General features: G+C 50.3%; 23 protein-coding genes. 13 read left to right on the forward strand and 10 right to left on the reverse strand.

Annotated features, from left to right (window positions below):
* The first annotated feature begins 209 nt into the window (after positions 1-209).
* Positions 210-1,256 (forward strand): protease SohB, encoded by a 1,047-nt coding sequence (gene sohB, locus GF617_RS12025; protein WP_181619648.1) that lies wholly within the window; start codon positions 210-212, stop codon positions 1,254-1,256.
* Between the two features lie 34 nt (positions 1,257-1,290).
* Here sohB and GF617_RS12030 read toward each other — a convergent pair whose 3' ends face one another.
* Positions 1,291-1,542, reverse strand: coding sequence for a YciN family protein (locus GF617_RS12030; protein ID WP_181619647.1), 252 nt, complete (start codon positions 1,540-1,542; stop codon positions 1,291-1,293).
* A gap of 398 nt (positions 1,543-1,940) precedes the next feature.
* On the opposite strand from GF617_RS12030, the gene topA reads away from it, so the two are divergent.
* From topA to acnA, 6 genes are all read left to right on the forward strand, one after another.
* Positions 1,941-4,538 (forward strand): type I DNA topoisomerase, encoded by a 2,598-nt coding sequence (gene topA / locus GF617_RS12035; RefSeq protein WP_181619646.1) that lies wholly within the window; start codon positions 1,941-1,943, stop codon positions 4,536-4,538.
* A gap of 187 nt (positions 4,539-4,725) precedes the next feature.
* Positions 4,726-5,700, forward strand: a complete 975-nt coding sequence (gene cysB, locus GF617_RS12040; protein WP_181619645.1) for an HTH-type transcriptional regulator CysB — start codon at positions 4,726-4,728, stop codon at positions 5,698-5,700.
* A gap of 337 nt (positions 5,701-6,037) precedes the next feature.
* Positions 6,038-6,178 (forward strand): YmiA family putative membrane protein, encoded by a 141-nt coding sequence (locus GF617_RS12045; RefSeq protein ID WP_220131474.1) that lies wholly within the window; start codon positions 6,038-6,040, stop codon positions 6,176-6,178.
* Positions 6,179-6,180: 2 nt separating this feature from the next.
* Positions 6,181-6,351 carry a hypothetical protein gene (locus GF617_RS12050; RefSeq protein WP_181619643.1) on the forward strand — a complete coding sequence of 57 codons (171 nt, stop codon included), beginning with the start codon at positions 6,181-6,183 and terminating at the stop codon, positions 6,349-6,351.
* A gap of 119 nt (positions 6,352-6,470) precedes the next feature.
* Complete coding sequence (gene ymiC, locus GF617_RS27115) at positions 6,471-6,587, forward strand: small membrane protein YmiC (RefSeq protein ID WP_239006444.1); 117 nt, start codon at positions 6,471-6,473, stop codon at positions 6,585-6,587.
* A gap of 166 nt (positions 6,588-6,753) precedes the next feature.
* Positions 6,754-9,429 (forward strand): aconitate hydratase AcnA, encoded by a 2,676-nt coding sequence (gene acnA, locus GF617_RS12055; RefSeq protein WP_203451738.1) that lies wholly within the window; start codon positions 6,754-6,756, stop codon positions 9,427-9,429.
* A gap of 46 nt (positions 9,430-9,475) precedes the next feature.
* Here acnA and ribA read toward each other — a convergent pair whose 3' ends face one another.
* On the reverse strand, positions 9,476-10,066 hold the full coding sequence (gene ribA / locus GF617_RS12060) for a GTP cyclohydrolase II (RefSeq protein ID WP_181619641.1): 591 nt from the start codon (positions 10,064-10,066) through the stop codon (positions 9,476-9,478).
* A 196-nt stretch (positions 10,067-10,262) separates the two neighbouring features.
* Between ribA and pgpB the strand changes: the two genes are divergently transcribed.
* From pgpB to yciH, 5 genes are all read left to right on the forward strand, one after another.
* Complete coding sequence (pgpB, locus tag GF617_RS12065) at positions 10,263-11,030, forward strand: phosphatidylglycerophosphatase B (protein ID WP_203451739.1); 768 nt, start codon at positions 10,263-10,265, stop codon at positions 11,028-11,030.
* A 148-nt stretch (positions 11,031-11,178) separates the two neighbouring features.
* On the forward strand, positions 11,179-11,487 hold the full coding sequence (locus tag GF617_RS12070) for a LapA family protein (RefSeq protein ID WP_181619639.1): 309 nt from the start codon (positions 11,179-11,181) through the stop codon (positions 11,485-11,487).
* A gap of 6 nt (positions 11,488-11,493) precedes the next feature.
* Positions 11,494-12,663, forward strand: coding sequence for a lipopolysaccharide assembly protein LapB (gene lapB, locus GF617_RS12075; RefSeq protein WP_181619638.1), 1,170 nt, complete (start codon positions 11,494-11,496; stop codon positions 12,661-12,663).
* Positions 12,664-12,848: 185 nt separating this feature from the next.
* Positions 12,849-13,586, forward strand: coding sequence for an orotidine-5'-phosphate decarboxylase (gene pyrF, locus GF617_RS12080; protein ID WP_203451740.1), 738 nt, complete (start codon positions 12,849-12,851; stop codon positions 13,584-13,586).
* A complete protein-coding gene (gene yciH, locus GF617_RS12085) occupies positions 13,586-13,912 on the forward strand; it encodes a stress response translation initiation inhibitor YciH (RefSeq protein ID WP_181619636.1) in 327 nt (108 codons plus the stop codon). Before pyrF ends, yciH begins: the two co-directional genes overlap by 1 nt.
* Positions 13,913-14,017: 105 nt before the next feature.
* Here the strand turns inward: yciH and osmB are convergent, their stop codons facing one another.
* The 3 genes from osmB to GF617_RS12100 all read right to left on the reverse strand — a co-directional run bounded on the left by osmB (position 14,018) and on the right by GF617_RS12100 (position 15,477).
* Positions 14,018-14,236 carry an osmotically-inducible lipoprotein OsmB gene (gene osmB / locus GF617_RS12090; protein WP_181619635.1) on the reverse strand — a complete coding sequence of 73 codons (219 nt, stop codon included), beginning with the start codon at positions 14,234-14,236 and terminating at the stop codon, positions 14,018-14,020.
* Positions 14,237-14,491: 255 nt separating this feature from the next.
* Positions 14,492-15,244: a DNA-binding transcriptional regulator YciT gene (locus tag GF617_RS12095; RefSeq protein ID WP_181619634.1), complete on the reverse strand. Its 753-nt coding sequence runs from the start codon at positions 15,242-15,244 to the stop codon at positions 14,492-14,494.
* 44 nt (positions 15,245-15,288) lie between these two features.
* Positions 15,289-15,477, reverse strand: a complete 189-nt coding sequence (locus tag GF617_RS12100; protein ID WP_203451741.1) for a hypothetical protein — start codon at positions 15,475-15,477, stop codon at positions 15,289-15,291.
* Positions 15,478-15,670: 193 nt separating this feature from the next.
* Here GF617_RS12100 and GF617_RS12105 point away from each other — a divergent pair, with 193 nt between their 5' ends.
* Complete coding sequence (locus GF617_RS12105; RefSeq protein WP_203451742.1) at positions 15,671-16,540, forward strand: crotonase/enoyl-CoA hydratase family protein; 870 nt, start codon at positions 15,671-15,673, stop codon at positions 16,538-16,540.
* On the opposite strand, the gene pdeR is transcribed toward GF617_RS12105, so the two are convergent.
* The 5 genes from pdeR to sapF all read right to left on the reverse strand — a co-directional run bounded on the left by pdeR (position 16,537) and on the right by sapF (position 23,758).
* Positions 16,537-18,528 (reverse strand): cyclic di-GMP phosphodiesterase, encoded by a 1,992-nt coding sequence (gene pdeR, locus GF617_RS12110; protein WP_203451743.1) that lies wholly within the window; start codon positions 18,526-18,528, stop codon positions 16,537-16,539. The two genes, GF617_RS12105 and pdeR, sit on opposite strands and share 4 nt — an antisense overlap.
* A gap of 325 nt (positions 18,529-18,853) precedes the next feature.
* On the reverse strand, positions 18,854-20,788 hold the full coding sequence (locus tag GF617_RS12115; protein WP_181619630.1) for an exoribonuclease II: 1,935 nt from the start codon (positions 20,786-20,788) through the stop codon (positions 18,854-18,856).
* Positions 20,789-20,876: 88 nt separating this feature from the next.
* The gene (locus GF617_RS12120; RefSeq protein ID WP_203451744.1) at positions 20,877-21,884 is read right to left on the reverse strand and encodes a CMD domain-containing protein; all 1,008 of its coding nucleotides are present in this window, start codon (positions 21,882-21,884) and stop codon (positions 20,877-20,879) included.
* Positions 21,885-22,038: 154 nt separating this feature from the next.
* The gene (fabI, locus tag GF617_RS12125; RefSeq protein ID WP_181619628.1) at positions 22,039-22,827 is read right to left on the reverse strand and encodes an enoyl-ACP reductase FabI; all 789 of its coding nucleotides are present in this window, start codon (positions 22,825-22,827) and stop codon (positions 22,039-22,041) included.
* Positions 22,828-22,951: 124 nt separating this feature from the next.
* The gene (gene sapF, locus GF617_RS12130; RefSeq protein WP_181619627.1) at positions 22,952-23,758 is read right to left on the reverse strand and encodes a putrescine export ABC transporter ATP-binding protein SapF; all 807 of its coding nucleotides are present in this window, start codon (positions 23,756-23,758) and stop codon (positions 22,952-22,954) included.

The following is a 23,758-nucleotide window of genomic DNA, read 5'->3' on the forward strand; positions in this document are numbered from 1 at the left end:
TATCACTTTTCGGCTTTATGCCCGAAATAGCGCGAGAATTCAATCAGTCTACAGGAGGCTTCGCTGCAAAATTAACAATTTGCAAATATTTCAACCACAATCAGGGATTCCGGAAGGCGGTGCGCACAGGTATTGTCACGAATGAGACGCCTGGCTATCGCTGTTGTACACTGGCGTGAAAGAATCGTGGTTAAATCAAGGTGGAACGCATGGAATTACTTTCTGAATATGGGTTATTTTTGGCCAAAATCGCGACGATAGTCATTGCTATCGCGGTGATCGCTGTTCTGGTTGCCAATCTGACGCAACGTAAGCGTCAGCGTGGTGAGTTACGTATTACCCGCCTAAGTGAGCAATATAAGGAGATGCAGGAAGAGATGTCCCTGGCGTTGCTCGATAGCCATCAACAGAAAATATGGCTGAAAGCACAAAAGAAAAAGCTCAAGCAGGACGCTAAGGCGGCTAAGGCAAAAGCAAAATTACACACTACGCAGGATGATGTTAAACCACGTGTCTATGTTCTGGATTTTAAAGGCAGTATGGATGCGCATGAAGTGACCTCTTTGCGCGAGGAAGTGACTGCCGTGCTGGCTGTTGTGAAACCCGAGGATCAGGTTGTCTTGCGTCTCGAAAGCCCTGGTGGTGTTGTGCATGGCTACGGACTGGCAGCATCGCAATTACAGCGTTTGCGGGAGAAACAGGTCCCACTGACGGTTGCCGTAGATAAAGTGGCGGCGAGTGGTGGTTATATGATGGCCTGTGTCGCCGACAAAATTGTGGCTGCACCGTTTTCTATTATTGGTTCCATCGGCGTGGTCGCGCAGATCCCTAACTTCAATCGATTCCTGAAAAACAAAGAGATCGATATTGAATTGCATACTGCAGGGCAGTACAAACGCACGTTGACGCTGCTGGGTGAGAATACCGATGAAGGTCGTCAAAAATTCCGCGAAGACCTTAACGAAACGCACCACCTCTTTAAAGATTTTGTTCAGCGCATGCGACCTGCTCTTGATATTGAGAGCGTGGCGACCGGTGAACACTGGTACGGGGTGCAGGCGCAGGAGAAAGGGCTGGTGGATGATGTCGGAACGAGTGACGATCTGCTGCTGAACCTGATGGAAGGCCGTGAACTGGTCGGTGTGCGATTTACGCAACGTAAGAGAATGCTCGACCGCTTTACTAACAGCGCGGCAGAGAGTGCCGATAAACTGTTGCTGCGCTGGTTACAGCGCGGTCAGAAACCACTGTTGTAAACAAAAACGCGAGGCTTGAGCCTCGCGTTTTGCATTAATCGACCAGGTGATACTTCTCTGAAAGCGTATGCGCCAGGTATTTAAACATGTTAAACACCGCGGTGCTTTTCGGGGTGGGTAATCCTTGTTCGTCAAGATAGTATTCGCCGCTGAAAATCAGCACACCGTTGCGTTGCTCAACGCCAGTCGCTTCGATTCCCGCCAGGGTATCTTCATGGCTGCGAATCAACTTGTTCGCTTCAATGAGCAGAGAAGCTCGGTCAATAGGTTGGGTTGTTTTCTGCATAATCCACTCCTTAAACAGTGACAATAGTCTACGCCGGGGGCGCTTTATGGGCAAATATTCCCTGTTATGCAAAGGGGTAAGTGCTGAGGGTGAGGCTGGCGTGATTTGCTTTTGCATGCTAATAAAGTTGCGTAACGAATTTTATCAGGTACAGTGTGCGCTTTCGTCATTCTGGCAATAGAATTGCTTGACATTCGACCTGAGAGTCGTCACGCAGTCACTTTGATGTGAAAAAAAGCCCGATAACTCAATTACCTGGATGGAGTCTTTTTGACGTCCGGTAAGTTCAAGGGGTTGATATCCCCTGGCGCAGTCGCTATATCAATGGCTCGTCGTCAGCGGAAGGGAAATCAACGTGCGGCGTATTCCTGGAAGAATTAAATTAGGTAAAGGTGAATATGGGTAAAGCTCTCGTCATCGTTGAGTCCCCGGCAAAAGCCAAAACGATCAATAAGTATCTGGGTAGTGACTACGTGGTTAAATCCAGTGTTGGTCATATCCGCGATTTGCCGACCAGTGGCTCAGCCAGCAAAAAGAGCGCAGACTCTACCTCCACCAAAGGGGCTAAAAAGCCTAAAAAGGATGAACGTAGCGCGCTTGTCAACCGCATGGGTGTTAACCCATGGCACAACTGGGACGCACAGTACGAAGTGCTGCCCGGCAAAGAGAAAGTCGTTAACGAGCTGAAGCAGCTTGCTGAGAAAGCAGACCACATCTATCTCGCAACCGACCTTGACCGCGAAGGGGAGGCCATTGCATGGCACCTGCGGGAAGTGATCGGCGGCGATGAGAAACGCTACAGCCGTGTTGTCTTCAACGAAATTACCAAGAATGCCATTCGCCAGGCGTTTGAAAAGCCTGGCGAACTGAATATCGACCGTGTAAATGCACAGCAGGCACGCCGCTTTATGGACCGTGTCGTTGGCTATATGGTCTCTCCGCTCCTGTGGAAAAAAATTGCACGTGGTCTCTCTGCGGGACGTGTCCAGTCCGTCGCGGTGCGTCTTGTTGTTGAACGCGAACGCGAGATCAAAGCGTTTGTGCCGGAAGAGTTTTGGGAAATTGATGCCAATGTCACCACGCCTGGTGGTGATGCTCTGCCGTTACAGGTCAGTCATCAGAACGATAAACCATTCCGACCTGAAAATCGCGACCAGACAATGGCCGCTGTGGCGCTGCTGGAAAAAGCACGTTATCAGGTACTGGATCGTGAAGATAAGCCGACCAGCAGCAAACCGGGTGCACCGTTTATCACGTCAACATTGCAGCAGGCGGCGAGTACGCGTCTGGGCTATGGCGTGAAGAAAACCATGATGATGGCACAGCGCTTATATGAAGCGGGTTACATCACTTACATGCGTACCGACTCAACAAACCTGAGTCAGGACGCTGTCAACATGGTACGCGATTACATTGGCGACAATTTTGGTAAAAAGTACTTGCCTGAAAACGCCAACCAGTACGCCAGCAAAGAGAACTCTCAGGAAGCGCATGAAGCGATTCGTCCTTCTGATGTTGCGGTGTTAGCTGAATCGCTCAAAGACATGGAAGCCGATGCACAGAAGCTGTATCAGTTGATTTGGCGTCAGTTTGTGGCGTGTCAGATGACACCGGCGAAATATGATTCCACCACGCTGACCGTTGGGGCAGGTGATTTCCGTCTGAAAGCGCGTGGTCGTATTCTGCGCTTTGATGGCTGGACGAAAGTTATGCCTGCACTGCGTAAAGGCGATGAAGACCGAACTTTACCAGCGGTAAATAAAGGCGATCAGCTGTCGCTGGTTGAACTGCTTCCAGCGCAGCATTTCACCAAACCGCCTGCACGTTTTAGTGAAGCGTCGTTGGTCAAAGAACTGGAAAAGCGTGGGATTGGTCGTCCGTCAACCTATGCATCCATCATCTCAACTATTCAGGATCGTGGATACGTCCGTGTCGAAAGCCGTCGTTTCTATGCTGAGAAAATGGGTGAGATTGTTACCGACCGTCTGGAAGCAAACTTCCGCGAGTTGATGAACTACGATTTCACCGCGCAAATGGAAGACAGCCTGGACCAGGTTGCCAGCCACCAGGCGGAATGGAAAAAGGTACTCGACAGTTTCTTTAGCGACTTTACCAGCCAACTGGATAAAGCTGAGAAAGATCCTGAAGAGGGCGGTATGCTGCCAAACCAGATGGTGTTGACCAGCATTGATTGCCCGACCTGTGGCCGCAAGATGGGGATCCGTACTGCAACTACAGGTGTTTTCCTGGGGTGTTCTGGCTATGCGCTCTCGCCTAAAGAGCGTTGCAAAACCACCATCAACCTTGTGCCTGAGAACGAAGTTCTCAATATCCTGGAAGGTGATGACGCTGAAACCAACGCCCTGCGCGCTAAGCGTCGTTGCCAGAAATGTGGTACGGCGATGGACAGTTACCTGATCGATCCAAAACGTAAATTGCACGTCTGTGGTAATAACCCGACCTGTGATGGTTATGAGATTGAAGAAGGTGAGTTCCGCATTAAAGGCTATGATGGCCCGATTGTTGAGTGCGAAAAGTGTGGCTCTGAAATGCACCTGAGAATGGGGCGTTTCGGAAAGTACATGGCATGCACCAACGACGAGTGTAAGAATACGCGTAAAATCCTGCGTAACGGTGAAGTTGCGCCGCCGAAGGAAGATCCGGTTCCGCTGCCTGAGTTGCCGTGTGAAAAATCAGATGCGTATTTTGTCCTGCGTGATGGTGCAGCCGGCGTTTTCCTGGCAGCGAACACCTTCCCGAAATCGCGCGAAACGCGTGCACCTTTGGTTGAAGAGCTGTATCGGTTCCGCGATCGTATGCCAGAGAAACTGCGTTATCTGGCTGATGCACCTCAGCAAGACCCCGAAGGCAACAAGACTGTCGTACGCTTTAGCCGTAAAACAAAGCAGCAATATGTTGCAGCGGAGAAAGAGGGCAAAGCAACAGGCTGGTCAGCATTCTTCGTCGACGGTAAATGGGTTGAAGGCAAGAAATAATCTACACTTACCGTAACTTACCTCTGAAAGGGCCGAATTTTCGGCCCTTTTTTATTACTACGTTATTATTTTTTGTTCCGTACTATACAGTCAGGCTATAAATGATATAGTGGTTATAGTTAACCCTTTTCTTATTATCAAATCGTCTTAAGCGATTGACCGCGTGCGCTAAATCGGATGGTCTGGCATGAAACTACAGCAGCTTCGCTATATCGTTGAGGTGGTAAACCACAACCTTAACGTCTCTTCTACCGCTGAAGGTCTATACACCTCGCAACCCGGCATCAGTAAGCAGGTTCGCATGCTGGAGGATGAATTAGGCATTCAGATCTTTGCCCGTAGTGGTAAGCACCTTACGCAAGTTACCCCTGCCGGACAGGAAATTATTCGTATCGCGCGAGAAGTGCTCTCAAAAGTTGATGCGATCAAATCCGTAGCGGGCGAACACACCTGGCCGGATAAAGGCTCATTGTATATCGCCACCACCCACACGCAGGCGCGTTACGCCTTGCCTGGCGTGATCAAAGGCTTCATTGAGCGCTATCCGCGCGTTTCTCTGCATATGCATCAAGGCTCTCCGACGCAAATCGCTGAGGCGGTTTCGAAAGGTAATGCCGATTTTGCCATTGCGACAGAGGCGCTTCATCTTTATGACGATCTGGTGATGCTACCGTGTTACCACTGGAATCGCTCTATCGTCGTGACACCAGAACACCCTCTGGCAGGGAAGGGATCGGTCACGATTGAGGAACTGGCGCAGTATCCGCTGGTAACTTACACCTTCGGGTTTACCGGGCGTTCGGAACTGGATACGGCCTTTAACCGCGCAGGATTAACCCCGCGAATTGTCTTTACCGCCACCGATGCTGATGTCATTAAAACATACGTGCGTCTTGGGCTTGGGGTTGGGGTTATCGCCAGTATGGCGGTTGACCCTGTTTCCGACCCGGATTTAGTCAGGCTGGATGCGCATGATGTTTTCAGCCATAGCACAACCAAAATTGGTTTCCGCCGTAGCACCTTCTTGCGCAGTTATATGTATGATTTTATTCAACGCTTTGCTCCGCATTTAACTCGTGATGTGGTCGATACTGCCGTTGCATTGCGTTCTAATGAAGACATTGAAGAGATGTTTAAAGACATTAAACTGCCAGCCAAATAATCACTCCCGGTATCTTTCCCTTACGGAAAGATACCGAAATATCCTCTTAAACCTAAATTAGAATTATCATCATCTGCACATGACTGCCATATAATGTCATAGCCCTTTTACTCTATAAGGCTATACTGTCGCAAATTTGCGACAAAAGTAGAAAGTAAATTCAGACTCCGCAAATAATTCGTTTCAATTATTTATTTCTGGTCAAAAGATTGAATATTTCATTCGAGGGAAGGCGTAAATTAGCTAGCTTTTCGGCTAAAGTTTCTTTAGGATTTATCTCAGTCCATAATTACTTGTGCCACTGTCTGGTATCGAAATGATAAGTGATGTCGATTGTATGAGGTTAGCAATGCCGTCAGGAAGTGAAGACCCGCAACGGGATCCTGCGATTAAACGTAAAGCCTGGCTTGCGGTGTTTCTTGTCTCTGCCCTGTTTTGGGTGATAGTGGCACTACTGGTCTGGAAATATTGGGGATAAGTATGGCTGTTCAGGTACGTTCAGAAACAGTAAAGCAAGTGTCTCAGCACAACGAGCATAACCATGACGTTCGTGAAAAGTCTGTTGCAAGTGTACCGGCCTCATGGAAACTGACACCACAACAGCAGGCATTTATTGATGTCTTCGCAGATGATGAACCTAAAAAACAATAACGTCGTGAATTTGGCTTTTCCTGTAATAGCTGTAAGAACGTTCCTGCGCTTTTGTACTCTTTAATAAATACACATTATCAATATAGAAATGTGCATCCCTCAACAAGCTAAATAAATACATGTCTGGTGTTACATTGAAGAATAACGTGTCAGCTCTCAAATACTGGTCCTGGATCGGTGCTTTTGCACTCTCGTTCTTGTTCTGGTGTCAGCTTTTCTGGCTGACCCTCAACTGAATCATAAAACCTCGCTACGGCGGGGTTTTTTACATTTCTCTCGCAGTTAAATACCCAGAGGAATTTATCAATTTGGGTTGTTATCAAAACGTTACGACGTCTTTGTGTTATCTTTAATTACGGCCCTGATAATTATCAGGGTATCTCTGTGATTATGGAGGCGCTTATGTCGTTAACCCTACGCGAAGCCAGTAAGGATACGCTGCAGGCAAAGAATAAGACCTGGCATTTCTTCAGCTTACCGCTGGCCGCCGATCAACTTGGGGACATTTCCCGATTACCCAAGTCTCTGAAAGTACTGCTTGAAAATCTCTTGCGTTGGCAGGATGAGGAATCGGTTACTGCCGATGATATTCGGGCTCTGGCGGGGTGGCTGGAACATGCCCATGCCGACAGAGAGATTGCCTATCGGCCTGCTCGCGTATTAATGCAGGACTTTACTGGCGTTCCCGCCGTTGTTGACCTCGCTGCAATGCGTGAAGCCGTTAAACGCCTGGGGGGCGATACCGCGAAAGTAAACCCGCTTTCGCCAGTCGATCTTGTCATTGACCACTCTGTTACCGTTGACCATTTCGGTGATGAAGAGGCGTTTAACGAGAATGTTCGCCTCGAAATGGAGAGAAACCATGAACGATATGTGTTCCTGAAATGGGGACAACAAGCATTTAGCCGCTTCAGCGTTGTTCCCCCAGGAACGGGGATCTGCCATCAGGTCAACCTTGAGTATCTGGGGAAAACTGTCTGGGGCGAATTGCAGGATGACGCGTGGGTGGCATATCCGGATACGCTTGTGGGGACCGATTCACACACCACGATGATCAATGGTCTGGGCGTATTGGGGTGGGGAGTAGGCGGCATTGAGGCTGAAGCCGCCATGCTTGGCCAACCGGTGTCGATGCTCATTCCGGACGTCGTCGGTTTCAAACTCAAAGGAAAACTGCCGGAAGGTATTACGGCTACTGATCTGGTACTGACGGTAACCCAGATGCTGCGTAAGCATGGTGTGGTGGGCAAGTTTGTCGAATTTTATGGGGACGGTCTTGATTCGCTGCCATTAGCTGATCGCGCGACGATCGCCAATATGTCGCCAGAATATGGTGCGACCTGCGGCTTTTTCCCGGTAGATAATGCAACGCTTGAGTATTTGCGTCTTAGTGGGCGTAGTGAGGAGCAGGTAGCGTTGGTTGAAACCTACACCAAAGCGCAGGGCATGTGGCGTAATCCGGGCGACGAACCTGTCTTTACCAGTACGCTGGAGCTGGATATGGGAAGCGTAGAGCCAAGCCTTGCGGGACCAAAACGTCCGCAGGATCGCGTTGCGCTGAACAATGTACCTAAGGCATTTGCGGCCAGTAATGAACTGGAGCTTAATGCTTCGAAAAAAGATCATCGCCCTGTCGATTATGTTATGAACGGGCATCAGTATCAGTTGCCTGATGGCGCGGTTGTTATTGCGGCGATCACCTCATGCACCAACACCTCGAATCCTGGTGTGCTAATGGCGGCAGGATTGCTGGCGAAAAAGGCGGTGGAAAAAGGGCTTAAGCCCCAACCGTGGGTAAAAGCATCGCTTGCGCCAGGGTCGAAAGTCGTTTCCGATTACCTTGCTCGGGCGAAACTTACGCCGTTTCTGGATGCGCTGGGGTTTAACCTGGTGGGTTATGGCTGCACAACCTGCATTGGCAATTCAGGGCCGTTACCGGAGCCTATCGAGCTGGCCATTAAACAGGGCGATCTGACGGTTGGCGCTGTTTTGTCAGGTAACCGAAATTTTGAAGGGCGTATTCACCCGCTGGTGAAAACTAACTGGCTGGCCTCGCCGCCACTGGTGGTGGCTTACGCGCTGGCCGGGAACATGAACATCAACCTGGTTTCAGACCCCATTGGGTATGACCGAAATAACGATCCTGTATATCTCAAAGATATCTGGCCCTCATCGTATGAAATTGCACGCGCTGTTGAGAAGGTATCTACCGAGATGTTCCACAAAGAGTATGCCGAAGTGTTTGAAGGGACTCCAGAATGGAAAGCGATCGATGTTGTGGGGTCCGACACCTATGGCTGGCAGGATGATTCAACCTATATTCGGCTTTCACCGTTCTTTGACGACATGCAGGCGCAGCCAAAACCGCTGGAAGATATCCGCAGTGCGAGGATTCTGGCCATGCTGGGGGATTCGGTGACCACAGACCATATTTCTCCCGCTGGGAGTATTAAGGCCGACAGCCCGGCGGGACGTTATCTGCAGGGGCGCGGTGTGGAGAGACGTGATTTTAACTCCTACGGTTCACGCCGTGGGAACCATGAAGTGATGATGCGTGGTACTTTTGCCAATATCCGTATCCGTAATGAAATGGTTCCAGGAATAGAAGGCGGCATGACCCGTTTTCTGCCAGGCAAGGATGTGGTGTCTATCTATGACGCGGCCGTAAGCTATCAACAGGAAGGTACACCCCTGGCGGTAATTGCCGGGAAAGAGTACGGATCGGGTTCCAGTCGCGACTGGGCAGCCAAAGGGCCACGGCTTCTTGGCGTGCGCGTGGTGATTGCTGAATCGTTTGAACGTATTCACCGTTCGAACTTGATTGGCATGGGGATTTTGCCGCTGGAGTTTCCGCAAGGCGTCACGCGTAAAACACTGGGGCTGAACGGGGAGGAGCTGATAGATATCAGTGGTCTGCAAACGTTGCAACCAGGCAAAACTGTGCCGGTGAAATTAACGCGTGCTGACGGGAAAACGGAAATACTGGAATGTCGCTGTCGCATTGATACATCAACGGAACTGACGTACTACCAGAACGACGGCATTTTGCATTACATGATTCGCAAGATGCTGGATTGATGAGATGTGCCCGGCGCGCAATGGCGTTGCCGGGCATAACATACCATTACTCGTTGAGCAGATGGCCCATTTTCGCGGCTTTCGTGTCGAGGTAGTGCGCATTTTTAGGGTTACGCCCCACAATCAGGGGGACGCGTTCGACGATATTGATCCCGGCTTCCGTCAGGATCTCCACTTTACGCGGGTTGTTCGTCAGCAGACGTACTTCATCGACACCCAGCAGCTTGAACATGTCCGCGCACAGAGTGAAGTCACGTTCATCCGCAGCAAAACCGAGTTGATGGTTCGCTTCGACCGTATCGTAGCCCTGGTCCTGGAGTGCATAAGCGCGAATTTTATTCAGCAGGCCAATGTTACGGCCTTCCTGTCGGTGATAGAGCAGTACACCACGGCCTTCTTCCGCAATATGGGAAAGCGCCGCTTCCAACTGAAAACCGCAATCACAACGGAGGCTGAACAGGGCGTCTCCGGTCAGGCACTCAGAATGGACGCGAGACAGTACGGATGTTTGCCCGGTGATATCGCCAAACACTAAGGCGACATGATCCTGCCCGGTTGCCAGTTCTTCAAATCCCACCATCAGGAAATCGCCCCATGGGGTTGGCAGTTTGGCTTCTGCCACACGTTTAAGCTGCATGTGATTCTCCAGATTATGCTGACACGTTCCGTGTCTTTCGCCTGTTTGGCTTTCTGTATTTGTTCATTTTGCCACAAGCTCAGCACGTTCGCCTAATCACCGCCATGCTATATGAACGTTAAACGCACAATCCGACATTTTCCTGCGTCAGGGAAAATCAGTTATGATTGCGATGCTTAGCAAACAAGGAAAAAACATGCTTTCAATTGCCCTTCGTACGGCAGCAGGCGCTGCTTTGTTGCTCATTATGCCTTTGGTCGCGTGGCTCTCTGGCTGGCTTTGGCAACCAGGGCAGAATGCCACATGGCTGAAAATGCTGTACTGGATTACAGAAACGGTCACTCAACCCTGGGGGATTATTACGCATGTTCTTTTGTGCGCCTGGTTCTTATGGTGCTTGCGTTTTCGTTTACGTCCCGCATTAATGCTTTTTGCGATCCTCGGCGGTGCTATCCTGGTCGGCCAGGGGATTAAATCCTGGGTGAAAGATCATGTACAAGAACCCCGACCATTCGTCGTATGGCTGGAAAAAACGCATCATATTTCAGTAGATGAGTTCTACAATTTAAAGCGTAAAGACCGTGGCGCTCTGGTGAAAGAGCAACTTGCGGAACAACACGATATTCCAAAATTTCTACGTAAACACTGGCAAAAAGAGACCGGATTCGCGTTTCCGTCAGGTCACACCATGTTTGCGGCAAGCTGGGCGTTACTGGGGGTAGGGTTGCTTTGGCCGCGTCGTCGCGCCGTAACGATTACAGTACTGCTAGTCTGGGCAACCGGTGTGATGGGAAGCCGTATGTTGTTGGGCATGCACTGGCCACGTGATTTAGTCGTGGCTACGTTGATCTCCTGGGTGCTGGTAACAGTTGCCACCTGGATTGCACAAAGGATCTGCGGGCCACTCACGCCGCCATCAGAAGAGCAGAAAGAAATCGCGGAAAGAGAACAACACGGTGTGTGACGGTTGAATTTCGATGTTTCGCCCATAAATCCATAGCTGGCGTGCTACTTTTTCCGTTTCGCGTCCGTCGCTAAAATGGTAGTTTATAAGGCTGATTGCGGTGAGTTGAACAGACTTTATTCGCTTAATCCACATAACGGGAAGTAATGTGAAATATTTACTCATTTTCTTACTGGTGTTGGCGATTTTTGTCATTTCTGTCACATTGGGTGCGCAAAACGATCAGCAGGTGACGTTTAATTATTTGCTGGCACAAGGCGAGTATCGGGTTTCAAGCCTGCTTGCGGTCTTGTTCGCGGCGGGTTTTGTCATCGGCTGGCTGGTTTGTGGGTTATTCTGGCTTAAAGTTCGTGTTTCGCTTGCGCGTGCCGATCGTAAAATTAAACGACTTGAACATCAAATTGCGCCCGCGACTGACATCCCGGAGAGTTCTGGTGTGCCGGTAGTCAAGGAATAATCGAATATGCTGGAGTTGTTGTTTCTGCTTTTGCCTGTAGCCGCAGCCTATGGCTGGTATATGGGCCGCAGAAGTGCGCAACAAACAAAACAGGATGAAGCCAACCGACTTTCCCGTGACTACGTTGCGGGGGTTAACTTCCTCCTGAGCAACCAACAGGACAAAGCGGTAGACCTGTTCCTCGACATGCTTAAAGAGGACACCGGAACCGTTGAAGCGCATCTCACCCTGGGAAACCTGTTCCGCTCGCGCGGTGAGGTTGACCGTGCCATCCGCATCCACCAGACCCTCATGGAAAGCGCGTCGTTGACGTACGATCAACGTTTGCTGGCCGTTCAGCAACTTGGGCGAGACTACATGGCGGCAGGGTTGTACGACCGTGCCGAAGACATGTTTGCGCAACTGGTTGATGAAACGGATTTTCGTATCAGTGCTCTGCAACAATTGCTGCAGATCTATCAGGCAACCAGTGACTGGCAGAAAGCTATTGATACAGCAGAACGTCTGGTGAAGCTCGGGAAAGACAAGCAACGCGTCGAGATTGCGCATTTCTATTGTGAGCTGGCTCTGCAACAAATGGGCAGCGATGATATGGACAAGGCCATGACATTGCTGAAAAAAGGTGCTGCTGCAGACCGTAATAGCGCTCGCGTCTCCATTATGATGGGGCGAGTGTTTATGGCAAAAGGCGAGTTTTCCAAAGCGGTAGAGAGCCTGCTGCGGGTTATCGATCAGGATAAAGAACTCGTCAGCGAAACGCTTGAAATGCTGCAAACCTGTTATCAGCAGCTTGATAAACAGGATGAATGGGTCGCCTTCTTGCGCCGTTGTGTAGAGGAAAATACCGGAGCAACCGCCGAGCTCATGCTGTCTGACATTGTTGAACAGCATGAGGGGAGTGATACCGCGCAGGTCTATATTACGCGGCAGCTACAGCGTCATCCGACGATGCGAGTGTTCCACAAGTTGATGGACTACCATCTGAACGATGCAGAAGAAGGGCGCGCCAAAGAGAGCCTGATGGTGCTGCGCGACATGGTAGGTGAACAGGTACGCAGTAAACCGCGCTACCGCTGCCAGAAATGTGGTTTTACCGCCTATACGCTGTACTGGCACTGTCCTTCGTGCCGTGCATGGTCCACAATCAAGCCGATTCGCGGCCTTGATGGCCAGTGATTTTTTAAAACACAGTATTTTAGTTACAACATACTAATAAAGATCATGAATTCAGTCAGCACTGTGCGGCAAGCAGCCTCGCAGGAAAGGAAATCGATTCTGTCAATTTTGAACGCTGGCAGGTAGAATGCTCGCCGTTTATCTGTTCCGCGCCGCTGAGCGCCCATAGACGAAAAGGGCTGGTCATGACGTTTGTTGCTTCCTCCACTTCCCGCGTAGTTACCGATTCACCGGTTGTTGTCGCACTCGATTATAATAACCGCGACAACGCACTTGCCTTTGTCGATGGTATCGATCCGCAAGACTGCCGCCTTAAAGTCGGCAAAGAGATGTTCACGCTGTTTGGACCTCAAATAGTGCGTGACCTGCAACAGCGCGGTTTTGAGATTTTTCTCGATCTGAAATTCCACGATATCCCGAATACCACTGCCCATGCAGTTGCGGCTGCGGCTGAGTTAGGGGTGTGGATGGTGAATGTTCATGCCTCTGGCGGGGCGCGCATGATGACTGCGGCGCGCGAAGCGCTTGTACCATTTGGCAAAGATGCGCCTTTACTCATTGCGGTGACCGTATTAACCAGTATGGATGAGAGCGATCTGCGCGATCTTGGTGTGACATCATCACCGGCAGACCATGCGGAGCGTCTTGCTCGTCTCACTCAAAATTGTGGTCTCGACGGGGTCGTCTGTTCTGCTCAGGAGGCGGTACGCTTCAAAACCAGTCTGGGGCAGACGTTCAAGCTTGTTACGCCGGGTATTCGCCCGGCGGGAAGTGACGTTGGCGACCAGCGACGTATCATGACGCCGGAGCAGGCGATGATTGCTGGTGTTGACTACATGGTCATCGGGCGTCCGGTTACACAATCTGCGAACCCAACCCAGACCCTTAAAGCCATTAACGCATCACTGAAAAAGGGGGCGTAATGAGTGACTCTACTAGTCGCCTGGTCTACTCCACTGACCTCGGACGCATAGATGAGCCTAAAGCGGCGGCTGAACGTCCAAAAGGCGATGGCATAGTTCGCATTCAGCGTCAGACCAGCGGTCGAAAGGGTAAAGGCGTTTGCCTCGTGACGGGTCTTGATCTGGATGATGCCGAATTGTCAAAACTCGCGGCTGAGCTGAAAAAGAAATGCGGCTGCGGAGGCGCAGTGAAAGATGGCATTATCGAAATTCAGGGCGATAAACGCGACGTAATTAAATCGTTACTTGAAGCCAAAGGAATGAAAGTCAAACTGGCCGGTGGATAAAATAAATGAGCCACGGTGAATGCCGTGGCTCTTTTCTTTGGCGCGTAAGTCAGACCTGGAATATACTCATCATTATCGTTATATCGGCGGAGGCCGTGATACTTATTATTTACCTACCTGGTGACCAATAATACCACCAACGGCAGCACCACCTAATGTACCGAGCGTACTGCCATCCGTTAACACTGCGCCACCGAGAGCACCAGCACCTGCACCTATTGCGGTGTTACGGTCACGCTTAGACCAGTGAGAACATGCACTCAAAGACATTGCCAAAGTGACGGCCAGAACAGTAGCGGCTAATTTTTTGCTGGTTAAAGACATAATACTTTCTCCTGAATTAACGATTCACGGAAAGAGATAGGTTTAAGTATAGACAAAACGAATACTTAAATTCCGTTTCCCGTGAAAGCTGGTTGCGCAGGTGTTACGTAATCACGCAGGTGATAGTCACTTCCTGTTATATCGCTAACATTAATTTTACGAGTTTAGGGCGAGTTAAACAGGTAAAAACTCTTAAAGGAAGGCTCGGAATTCTCTCAGAGAAGGGACGCCCGGGAGCCGGGCGTAGAGAGTGAGTTAGGTGGGATTTTTAACAATATCGACTAAGAGCCCAGCGTGTTGCAGCGCTTCGCGATGCTCCGCGCTCAAGCGTTCATCAGTAATTACCCGACTGAAGCGGGATATTGGTCCCATCATGTAAGGATGTACCACGCCAAACTTTGAACTGTCGGTGAGGATAATGGCTTCGCACTCTTTTTCCAGCACCGCATTCACCACATCTGAACGCATCATATCCCGGCCTGTGAATCCGGTATCTGCCTGCCAGCCATCGATGCCTATAAATGCCTTACTGAAATGCACCTGCTGAACATACTGGCGGGTCAGAGGGCCAACCATACTCTCGCTTTTCTTCTGATAAATTCCCCCGAGCAAAATCACTTCACAGCGAGTTTCTTTAAGCAGATGCGCGATATAGCTACTGACAGTAATGATAGTAATATCTTTTTGTTCAGCGAGTGTGCGAGCCAGCAGGGCGTTGCTGCTGCCATTCTCGATAAATACCGTCTCACCGTTATTCACTAAAGACGCGGCAAATTCAGCAAGTTCCCGTTTCAGTGAATAGTTGTTCATCATCCGTGTTTCAACGTCTTCGCTGTCAAGCGGTACAGCGTAACCATGTGCACGCCGCAGGTAACTCTGCTTTTCCAGAAGATTAAGATCCTGACGGATAGTCACTTCAGACACGCCCGTCGTTTTAGCAAGATCGACCACGCTCACACGTCCCTGATCGATAACCATTTGCAGAATAATTTGTTGTCGGGAATTCATAGCATCCATTTAAAAAAAGCTAAACGAGATCGGAAACGTCGTGCTCACACTTCCCAGGGGGCTTTAGGTTGAGCGCTATCGGGCGTGCTGCTATCTGCGCCGTTATTCTGGGCCAATAACTCGGATTTCAAAATCTCAAGATTACGAATCGCAGAGTGGTAATCGCCAGCAACCAGTATATCTAGCACGGTATCAATACGTTGTGCCACGGTTAGTGCATCAATAGAAGACATAATCTCACTCCTGGAGCGAAAAGTTAATATTTTCAATGATGCAGAAAATGGTCTCAAAAGAGAAGGGAAAAAATACACTTACGAAATCACATAAATGAAAGTGATAAATTTATCTACCCTCATGCAGTGATCTATATGTGTGGATTAGTCTAATTCTGCGCGCAAGGCGCTTTTTTATATGAGGAATTAGACTATGACAGTTATCAACCAAGCTACCTGCACATTGTTTACCGATACTGAACGTTTCACTCAACTCGCGGGTTACTACGAGGAGGAGCGCCGAACTGTCTGGATGATGTTACGGGCCCAGCCAAGGCCTTGCTTTAACCACGCATTGATTGAAGAGATCATGAACTTATCCTGGCTGGTACGACAATCGGGTTTTGCTGTTGATTTTTGGGTAACCGGTTCGCTTGTGCCCGATATGTACAATGCGGGAGGGGATTTGCAGTTCTTCGTAGAGTGCATTCAAAACGGCCGGAGGGAAGCACTACGCGCTTATGCGAGGGCCTGCGTTGACTGCGTACATGCCGCATCGCGGGGGTTTGATACCGGTGCTATTTCATTAGCCATGGTTGAAGGGAGTGCGCTAGGTGGCGGGTTTGAAGCTGCACTGGCGCATCATTTTGTTCTTGCTCAACGAGATTCCCGCCTGGGATTCCCGGAAATTGCTTTTAACTTGTTTCCTGGAATGGGGGGGTACTCACTTGTGGCTCGCAGGTCAGGGATGAAGATGGCTGAGGAGCTTATCTACAAAGGGGAGTCACACACGGCGGAATGGTATGAGCAACATGGTCTGGTGGATGTGTTGTTCGAGCCGGGGCAAAGCTATGTCGCGGTACGTACCTTCATAGACACTCTGCAACCGAAGATGAACGGCGTAAGGGCAATGCTTCGCGCTCGTACGCGGGTTTTGCAACTTCCTCGCAGTGAGTTGATGGATATCACGGAGGATTGGGTTGATGCGGCGTTTTGCTTAGAGCCAAAAGATATCGCCTATATGGAGCGCCTGGTCATGCTACAAAATCGCCACCAGGCTGCGGGACTGCGCAAAGCCAGCTAGCGCATTTTTCGTGATTGATAGCGCTTTAACCATCGCTCGAATGCGGCTGCGGGCATCGGTTTAGCAAAGAGAAATCCCTGCCGCTCGTTGACGCCATTCTTTGTCAGAAAGGCGTCTTCTTTTGCACTCTCGACACCTTCTGCAATGACCTGCAAATTCAGTGCCTGTGCGACGGCCACAATAGCGCGAACTAAAGATTGCGATATCGACTGCTTATGAATATCCCGGACAAATGACTGGTCTAGTTTAATGGCATCGATCGGGAAGCGGGCTAACTGGGATAGCGAAGAATAACCTGTGCCAAAATCATCCAGATGGATTTGAGCGCCTAACTGGCTAAACTGCTGTATCACCGAGAGCGCCAGCTCTTCGTTTTCTATCAGGCAACTTTCAGTCAGCTCAACATCGACAGGGCAATATTCAAAATTCAAATCCTTCAATGCCTGTTTTAAATCGCTAAAAATGGTCTGATCCGCTAACTGACGTGCTGAAACGTTAACCGCCACACGCAAGTTAATCCCCTTGTCACGCCATTTCGCGACCTGGCGAACCACATCAAGCATAACCCATCGCCCAAGTGGGACAATCAACCCTGACTCCTCGGCATAGGAAATAAACTCAAGCGGAGGAATCAAGCCACGCTCAGGTGACTGCCAACGGACCAACGCCTCTATACTTCTTACTTCACCCCGCCATGTCATTTTGGGCTGGTAGTGAATCAGGAGTTGATCGTTATCCAGCGCTTTACGCAGATTAGTGTCCAGCCAGAGGTATTCAAAAACACGCTGATTCATCTCTGGTGAGAAGACACAAAACTTTCCACGGCCTCCTTCTTTAGCCGTATACATTGCAGTATCTGCATTGCGGATCACACTTTCACGGTCATTACCGTGTTGTGGGGCAAGAGCAATACCCAAAGAGCAACCGGTATAAATCTCTATCAGACCAATACGGAAGGGTTGGCGCAGTCGTGTCAGAATGCGCGAGGCCATCGCTTCAAGCGTACTCTGGGAGGTGTCTGCGGCCAGCACGATAAATTCATCCCCGCCAAGGCGGGCCAGAATTTGGCCTTCATCCAGACAGCTAAGAATCGCCAACGCAACGGCCTGCAGTAGCTGATCGCCAAACATATGCCCGTAGGCATCGTTAACTTTTTTAAAGTTATCCAGATCGAGATAAACGACACCGACCTGTGCCTCACCACGCGAGTCGATAGCATTGCTGATCAATTCATGGATTGCATTTCGGTTGGGTAACCCGGTAATGGTGTCGGTATTGGCCAGTACGCGCAGACGCTCCTGGGCACGCCGTTCTTCCGTAATGTCTGTCCCTGAGCAGATAAGGAAAATTTCGTTTTTTCCGCTGCCGCTGTGAACAAATTTATTTCTGAACAGAAACAGCCGTTGTCCTTTGCGCGTTTTGATCCAACGTTCGACTTCGTAAGAGCTGCCATTGCGAAAAAAACCCGTAATATTGCGTTTTGACGCGGCGGCTTCACTCCGGCTCATAAACAGCTTAAACACGTTCTGTCCAATCACTTCTTGTTCTTTCAGACCGGTATACTCTTCGCTCAATCGGTTGAAGCGTTGAATATTGCCGTGTTGATCGAGAATAACGATGACAGAGTTAGCTTCAGAAACGACTTGTTCAGCGAAAGAAAGTCCCTGAACCAGATCGCGTGCAACGGATGGCGTGTCGTTCCAGGCCGAAGCCGTACCCGCCCACTCTTTTTTATTGATCTTCCGTCCGACCAAATGCACCGGGACATCAGCACCATACAGTGAGAGCGTCATTGTGATACTGGAGGTAATCACCGTGAGTTGCCGAACGCGGTCTGCTTGTTCTTCACTCAGTGCGATCACCTGAATAACATCGGCGCTTTCGCTGGTGGACAGGTGCAGAGCATTACTGTCAGCTGCCAGTCGCCACCAGGGACTGTGCGTACCCATGTAACGAAACAGCAAATTTTGCTCCAGATCGCCCATCATGTTTTCTCCTGCGGCTGCTCATTAGCGCGAAAATTATTCATTTGCAGTCGACTTTTCCGTAATAAAGCAGCGGCAAAACCGAAGTGAACTTATTGTTTTTTACCAGTTTTATTATATTAAAACGAGTTGAGACAAAAAGGATACTTACCGGATAAAAATTCACGTAACCGAATATGACGGCTCTCTTTTACTGTAGATAATTCTGGCGGGTTTGGGTGTATTGCGGCGGAAAATAGTAAGAAAAAATGATGAATTTGCGAGGGTGCTATAAAAGTTAAAAATGTCGGCTGCCCTAAGGTGAAACAACCGACATTTTAACAGGTTATCAGGCGACAGGGCGCGCGATAATGCTACGGGTTTCCATGCGTACTTCGGCGATATTTACATCAATCACGTCAGTGACTTTGTAAACTGTTTCACCTTTAATTTGTACAGTGCCCGTTTCCTGGCTGCAGGTGAGTTCATCACGCACAGCGTGCAGGAATGGCGCAGGGATAAAGGCAACAGCACCGTTGTCAACAAGACGAACACGCATACCACCGCGGCTGATATCGATAATTTCAGCCGCGAAACGGAAGTCAGTACCCGTTTTGTCATTCAGGAAACGAGCGTAAAGCCAGTCACCTACATCACGTTCAGCCATGCGGTTCAGGCGTCGACGTTCGGCCATTTGCAGAGTTGTGTCTTCCTGCGGACGTTCAATGGACTCACCTTTGATAATCGCTTTTAGCAAACGGTGGTTAACCATGTCGCCATATTTACGAATAGGGGAGGTCCAGGTCGCATACGCTTCCAGTCCAAGACCGAAATGTGGGCCCGGTTCGGTGCTGATCTCAGCAAAGGACTGGAAGCGACGAATGCGGCTATCCAGGAAACCAGAAGGCTGTGCATCCAGCTCACGTCGCAATGTGCAGAAACCGTTCAGTGTCAGTACTTCGGCTGGGTCAACATGCACATTATGCGTTTTTAACAGAGCCGCCAACGCTTCAGTGTTAGCCGGATCAAAGCCGGTATGCACGTTATAAATGCCGAAACCGAGTTTGTCGCGCAATACACGTGCGGCGCAAATGTTGGCAGAAATCATGGCTTCTTCAACGATGCGATTCGCAATACGGCGCGGTTCAGCGACGATATCCAGCACTTCGCCTTTTTCGCCTAATACAAAGCGATAATCCGGACGGTCCTTAAACACCAGAGCATGTGTTTTGCGCCATTCACCACGGTTCAGGCAGATGCGTTGCAGCAGATGAATTTGTGCCGCAATAGCGTCGCTTGCAGGTTTCCAGCTACCGGTGTTTTCCAGCCAGTCAGAAACATCGTCGTACGCCAGTTTTGCTTTCGACTCGATCGTAGCGGCAAAGAATTCGATATCGTCTTCGATCGTTCCGTCTGCGGCAATGGTCATGCGGCAGGCAAGTACAGGACGGATTTCGTTGGCGCGCAGTGAGCACAGATCGTCAGACAGTTCGCGGGGTAGCATTGGGATATTAAAGCCCGGGAGATAGTTGGTAAATGCACGCACTTTTGCAGCATTGTCCAGCTTACTTCCTTCTGCAATCCACGCTGTTGGGTCTGCAATCGCAACGGTCAGATGCAATTTGCCATCTGCCGCTTCTTCAGCAAACAAAGCATCATCCATATCTTCGGTGCTGGCGCTGTCGATCGTGACAAAATCCAGAGCAGTCAGGTCACGACGAGCCAAACCTTCGTCTAACATTTCGGTCGCAACGCCGTCTGGTGCTTCTTTTTCAAGGTTGTGGCGTGCCAGCGTCACCCACCAAGGGACGAAATGGTCGTCGCCGAAGGTGATGAATTGAGTGAGCTCTGCGTAGAAACCGCGATCGCCTTTCAGAGGATGACGGCGCATTTCTGCAACGGCCCAGTCACCTTCTTTAAAATCATAATCAACACCACGCGCAGCGCGGCAAGGAATGGCATCTTTCAACAGCGGGTGGTCCGGAACAATAGAAAGACGGTCATCTTTTTTATGCACCTTGCCGACAAAACGGGTCAGGAAAGGTTCGATCAGTTCTTCCGGCTCGGCGGACTCACGGTCCTTTTCGGTATGAATAACAGCCGTGATGCGGTCACCATGCATCACTTTCTTCATCTGTGGGGGTGGGATGAAGTAACTTTTCTGCGCATCAACTTCGAGGAAGCCAAAGCCTTTTTCCGTGGCTTTTACGACCCCTTCTGCACGCGGCGTCTGGGAATGCAATTGCTGTTTTAGCTGCGCTAGCAGCGGGTTGTCCTGAAGCATAGTGTTCTATTTTCGTAGCCATTGAGCGGCTCACAGTTTTACGCGATTCTCACTGCTACAGCAAGCGCTCTTTAGGTAATAAGTACGGTTATTCCCCTTTGCCAAGGGCGACCCTGAGACGATCGAGCCACCCGCAAAAAGCACTCCATGTCAGCAGGTTAATAACCTGAACCGGAGATAATCCATCATCGGTGAGCGGCGTGAATTGTGCGGCGCTGAACCGATCGGGAGAGCATGTCAGCAGGTTGATCGCACCAGGCAGCGCACTGTGGTCAACAGAGCCCTGTTCCGTGGGCTGAATACCGCCCGTCAGGATCAAGCCTGTCAGATCCAGGAGCCTGGATTCATGGCAGAGGACTGGAACCAGCACTTGCAACTCAGGCTCGTTTTGCCAGCGGGCGAGGGATTCAAGCTGTTGTGCACTGGCATAGCGCAACTCGACTACCGGCAGGATAGATTCCCAGGAGGTCAGTTGGTGACGGGTATCACCGATCAGCGCATGAGGTGGTATATGGTGTCCTGGCAACCAACGAACAGGATAGCCCAGCAGGGCCTGAAAAACGGCTACCACTCGGGCCTGAAAACCAATAAAGCCGATAATCTGATTGATCAGCACTATGTCGTCAGTGGTCAGGCCGACTTCATCCAGTTGTTGTTGCGCTTTCTTGTCAATCACATCGGGTGAGCTGGCAAGCTGGCGGGCATATTGCGTGATTTGGGCGAGGCGACGGTTGCTTTCTCGTGAGGAGTCTGGTCCAGGGAGCGGGGCGAGCAGGGCGGCATAATGGTTACAAAGCCGCTGAACGCCGCACGCCTGGGCAACGGTTAGCGCGGTGCTTAATCGGTCATAGGCGCTTAACGTATGCAGGCGGTTTACCGAAACCTGAGGCGGAAACAGAAGCTGGCACAAGGCTCTGGCAGGGGTAAACCAGCGCTCACAGGAGGCGACAATCTCATTGGGTAAGGCTAAATCGAGCAAAAAACGATCGTCGACGTTAGCGGCTTCAGGCACTAAAGGCAGAACATCTGCCTGTGAATGGTTCGACTGGGTTTCATGATACCAGTGGCCTTTGCCGGAAAAACGGCGCTGTTCCATGGGCGTTCCTTGATCTCAAATGGCGATCAATATCCTGGCGTAAGGCGAGTGATGGGAAAAATATTGTTAGGTGATAACAAATAGCAGAACGGAATAACGAAGAGATTGCACAGAGGAGAAAACTCTCTTCCCGAAAAGGGAAGAGAGTGACAACTTATTTAATTTCCAGCTCGTTCATTGCTGCGATGTTGAAACCGCCGTCGACGTGAACCACTTCGCCGGAGATACCCGCGGAAAGGTCAGAGCACAGGAATGCTGCGGAGTTACCCACATCTTCAATGGTAACAGTACGACGAATCGGGGTAACCGCTTCGCAGTGCGCCAGCATTTTACGGAAATCTTTGATACCAGATGCCGCCAGAGTACGGATTGGGCCAGCAGAGATACCGTTAACACGTACGCCTTCAGGACCCATCGCGTTCGCCATATAGCGCACGTTTGCTTCCAGTGAGGCTTTTGCCAGCCCCATAACGTTGTAGTTAGGAATGGCACGTTCTGCACCCAGGTAAGACAAGGTCAGCAGTGCAGAACCTGGGTTCAGCATGGTACGGCATGATTTTGCCATCGCAACGAAGCTGTAGGAGCTAATATCGTGAGCGATTTTAAAGCCTTCACGGGTTACCGCGTTCACGTAGTCACCGTCCAGCTGGTCGCCAGGAGCGAAGCCGATGGAGTGTACGAAACCATCAAATTTTGGCCATACGTTTGCCAGTTCGGCAAACATGGTATCGATGCTTTCGTCTTTAGCAACATCACATTCCAGAACAATGCTGGAACCCAGCTGCGCGGCAAACTCTTCAACACGGCCTTTCAGCTTGTCGTTCTGGTAGGTGAACGCCAGCTCAGCGCCTTCGCGATGCATAGCCTGTGCGATGCCGTATGCGATGGACAGTTTGCTGGCAACGCCGGTCACCAGAATGCGCTTACCGGAAAGAAAACCCATAGCTTTAATCCTTATATTCATTGTTGTGGCGATCGTCATCTCGTTGGGACAATCGTCGTTAAAACGCGGCGATAATATCACGTGTCGCGTGCATAGTTAATCCGACCACTTTTAGGCGGCGTAGTTATCGGTCTTTTCGCCACGCATCGGCGGTTAATGCTTCACCGAAATGCCCGGCAATCAGGCGCTTTGTCAGTTCATGAAGCGGAGAGGCCATTACATCGGCAGTGCTTCCGCGTTCAACCACCTCACCCTGATGCATGACCAGCACCTGATCGCTGATATGTTTCATCATGCCTAAATGCTGGGTCACATAGATATAAGAGATACCCTGTTTTTCCTGTAATTCCAGCATCAGGTTAATTAACTGCGAACGCATCGACATATCCAGTGAGGCCAGGGCTTCATCAGCAATAATCACTTTCGGCCTCAGGATAAGCGCGCGGGCCAGTCCCAGACGCTGCTTTTGCCCTGGCGCCAGCATATGCGGATAGTAACTGACGTGATCCGGCAGTAACCCGACCAAACGAAGCGTTTCGATGACCCGTTTACGGCGCTCTTCGGGCTCCAGTTCGGTATTCAGGCGCAATGGAAAATCCAGAATCTGTGAAATGCGCTGGCGAGGGTTAAGCGACGTCGAGGGATCCTGAAAGATCATTCGAATGCGCTGGCTTCGGAAGGAGTAATCACCAAATGTCAGGGGATGATCGTCAATCAGGACTTCCCCACCAGAAGGCTCTACCATGCCCGCGAGCATTTTCGCCAGCGTAGATTTTCCGGAGCCGTTCTCGCCAATTATCGCCAGCGTCTGTTTTTCACGCAGGGTAAAGCTCAGCGGCTTCACGGCTTCAACCGTCTGACGATGGAACAAACCGGTACGGTAGCGAAAGGTCTTACGCAGATTACGCACTTCCAGCAACGTTTCGACCAT

The sequence above is a fragment of the Lelliottia sp. RWM.1 genome (assembly GCF_016859735.1).
Classification (GTDB): domain Bacteria; phylum Pseudomonadota; class Gammaproteobacteria; order Enterobacterales; family Enterobacteriaceae; genus Enterobacter.

Coding starts and splice junctions, on each gene's coding strand:
- sohB (WP_181619648.1), top strand. CDS start 210: ATGGAATTACTTTCTGAATATGGGTTATTTTTGGCCAAAATCGCGACG.
- GF617_RS12030 (WP_181619647.1), bottom strand. CDS start 1,542: ATGCAGAAAACAACCCAACCTATTGACCGAGCTTCTCTGCTCATTGAA.
- topA (WP_181619646.1), top strand. CDS start 1,941: ATGGGTAAAGCTCTCGTCATCGTTGAGTCCCCGGCAAAAGCCAAAACG.
- cysB (WP_181619645.1), top strand. CDS start 4,726: ATGAAACTACAGCAGCTTCGCTATATCGTTGAGGTGGTAAACCACAAC.
- GF617_RS12045 (WP_220131474.1), top strand. CDS start 6,038: ATGAGGTTAGCAATGCCGTCAGGAAGTGAAGACCCGCAACGGGATCCT.
- GF617_RS12050 (WP_181619643.1), top strand. CDS start 6,181: ATGGCTGTTCAGGTACGTTCAGAAACAGTAAAGCAAGTGTCTCAGCAC.
- ymiC (WP_239006444.1), top strand. CDS start 6,471: ATGTCTGGTGTTACATTGAAGAATAACGTGTCAGCTCTCAAATACTGG.
- acnA (WP_203451738.1), top strand. CDS start 6,754: ATGTCGTTAACCCTACGCGAAGCCAGTAAGGATACGCTGCAGGCAAAG.
- ribA (WP_181619641.1), bottom strand. CDS start 10,066: ATGCAGCTTAAACGTGTGGCAGAAGCCAAACTGCCAACCCCATGGGGC.
- pgpB (WP_203451739.1), top strand. CDS start 10,263: ATGCTTTCAATTGCCCTTCGTACGGCAGCAGGCGCTGCTTTGTTGCTC.
- lapB (WP_181619638.1), top strand. CDS start 11,494: ATGCTGGAGTTGTTGTTTCTGCTTTTGCCTGTAGCCGCAGCCTATGGC.
- pyrF (WP_203451740.1), top strand. CDS start 12,849: ATGACGTTTGTTGCTTCCTCCACTTCCCGCGTAGTTACCGATTCACCG.
- yciH (WP_181619636.1), top strand. CDS start 13,586: ATGAGTGACTCTACTAGTCGCCTGGTCTACTCCACTGACCTCGGACGC.
- osmB (WP_181619635.1), bottom strand. CDS start 14,236: ATGTCTTTAACCAGCAAAAAATTAGCCGCTACTGTTCTGGCCGTCACT.
- GF617_RS12095 (WP_181619634.1), bottom strand. CDS start 15,244: ATGAATTCCCGACAACAAATTATTCTGCAAATGGTTATCGATCAGGGA.
- GF617_RS12100 (WP_203451741.1), bottom strand. CDS start 15,477: ATGTCTTCTATTGATGCACTAACCGTGGCACAACGTATTGATACCGTG.
- GF617_RS12105 (WP_203451742.1), top strand. CDS start 15,671: ATGACAGTTATCAACCAAGCTACCTGCACATTGTTTACCGATACTGAA.
- pdeR (WP_203451743.1), bottom strand. CDS start 18,528: ATGATGGGCGATCTGGAGCAAAATTTGCTGTTTCGTTACATGGGTACG.
- GF617_RS12115 (WP_181619630.1), bottom strand. CDS start 20,788: ATGCTTCAGGACAACCCGCTGCTAGCGCAGCTAAAACAGCAATTGCAT.
- GF617_RS12120 (WP_203451744.1), bottom strand. CDS start 21,884: ATGGAACAGCGCCGTTTTTCCGGCAAAGGCCACTGGTATCATGAAACC.
- fabI (WP_181619628.1), bottom strand. CDS start 22,827: ATGGGTTTTCTTTCCGGTAAGCGCATTCTGGTGACCGGCGTTGCCAGC.
- sapF (WP_181619627.1), bottom strand. CDS start 23,758: ATGGTCGAAACGTTGCTGGAAGTGCGTAATCTGCGTAAGACCTTTCGC.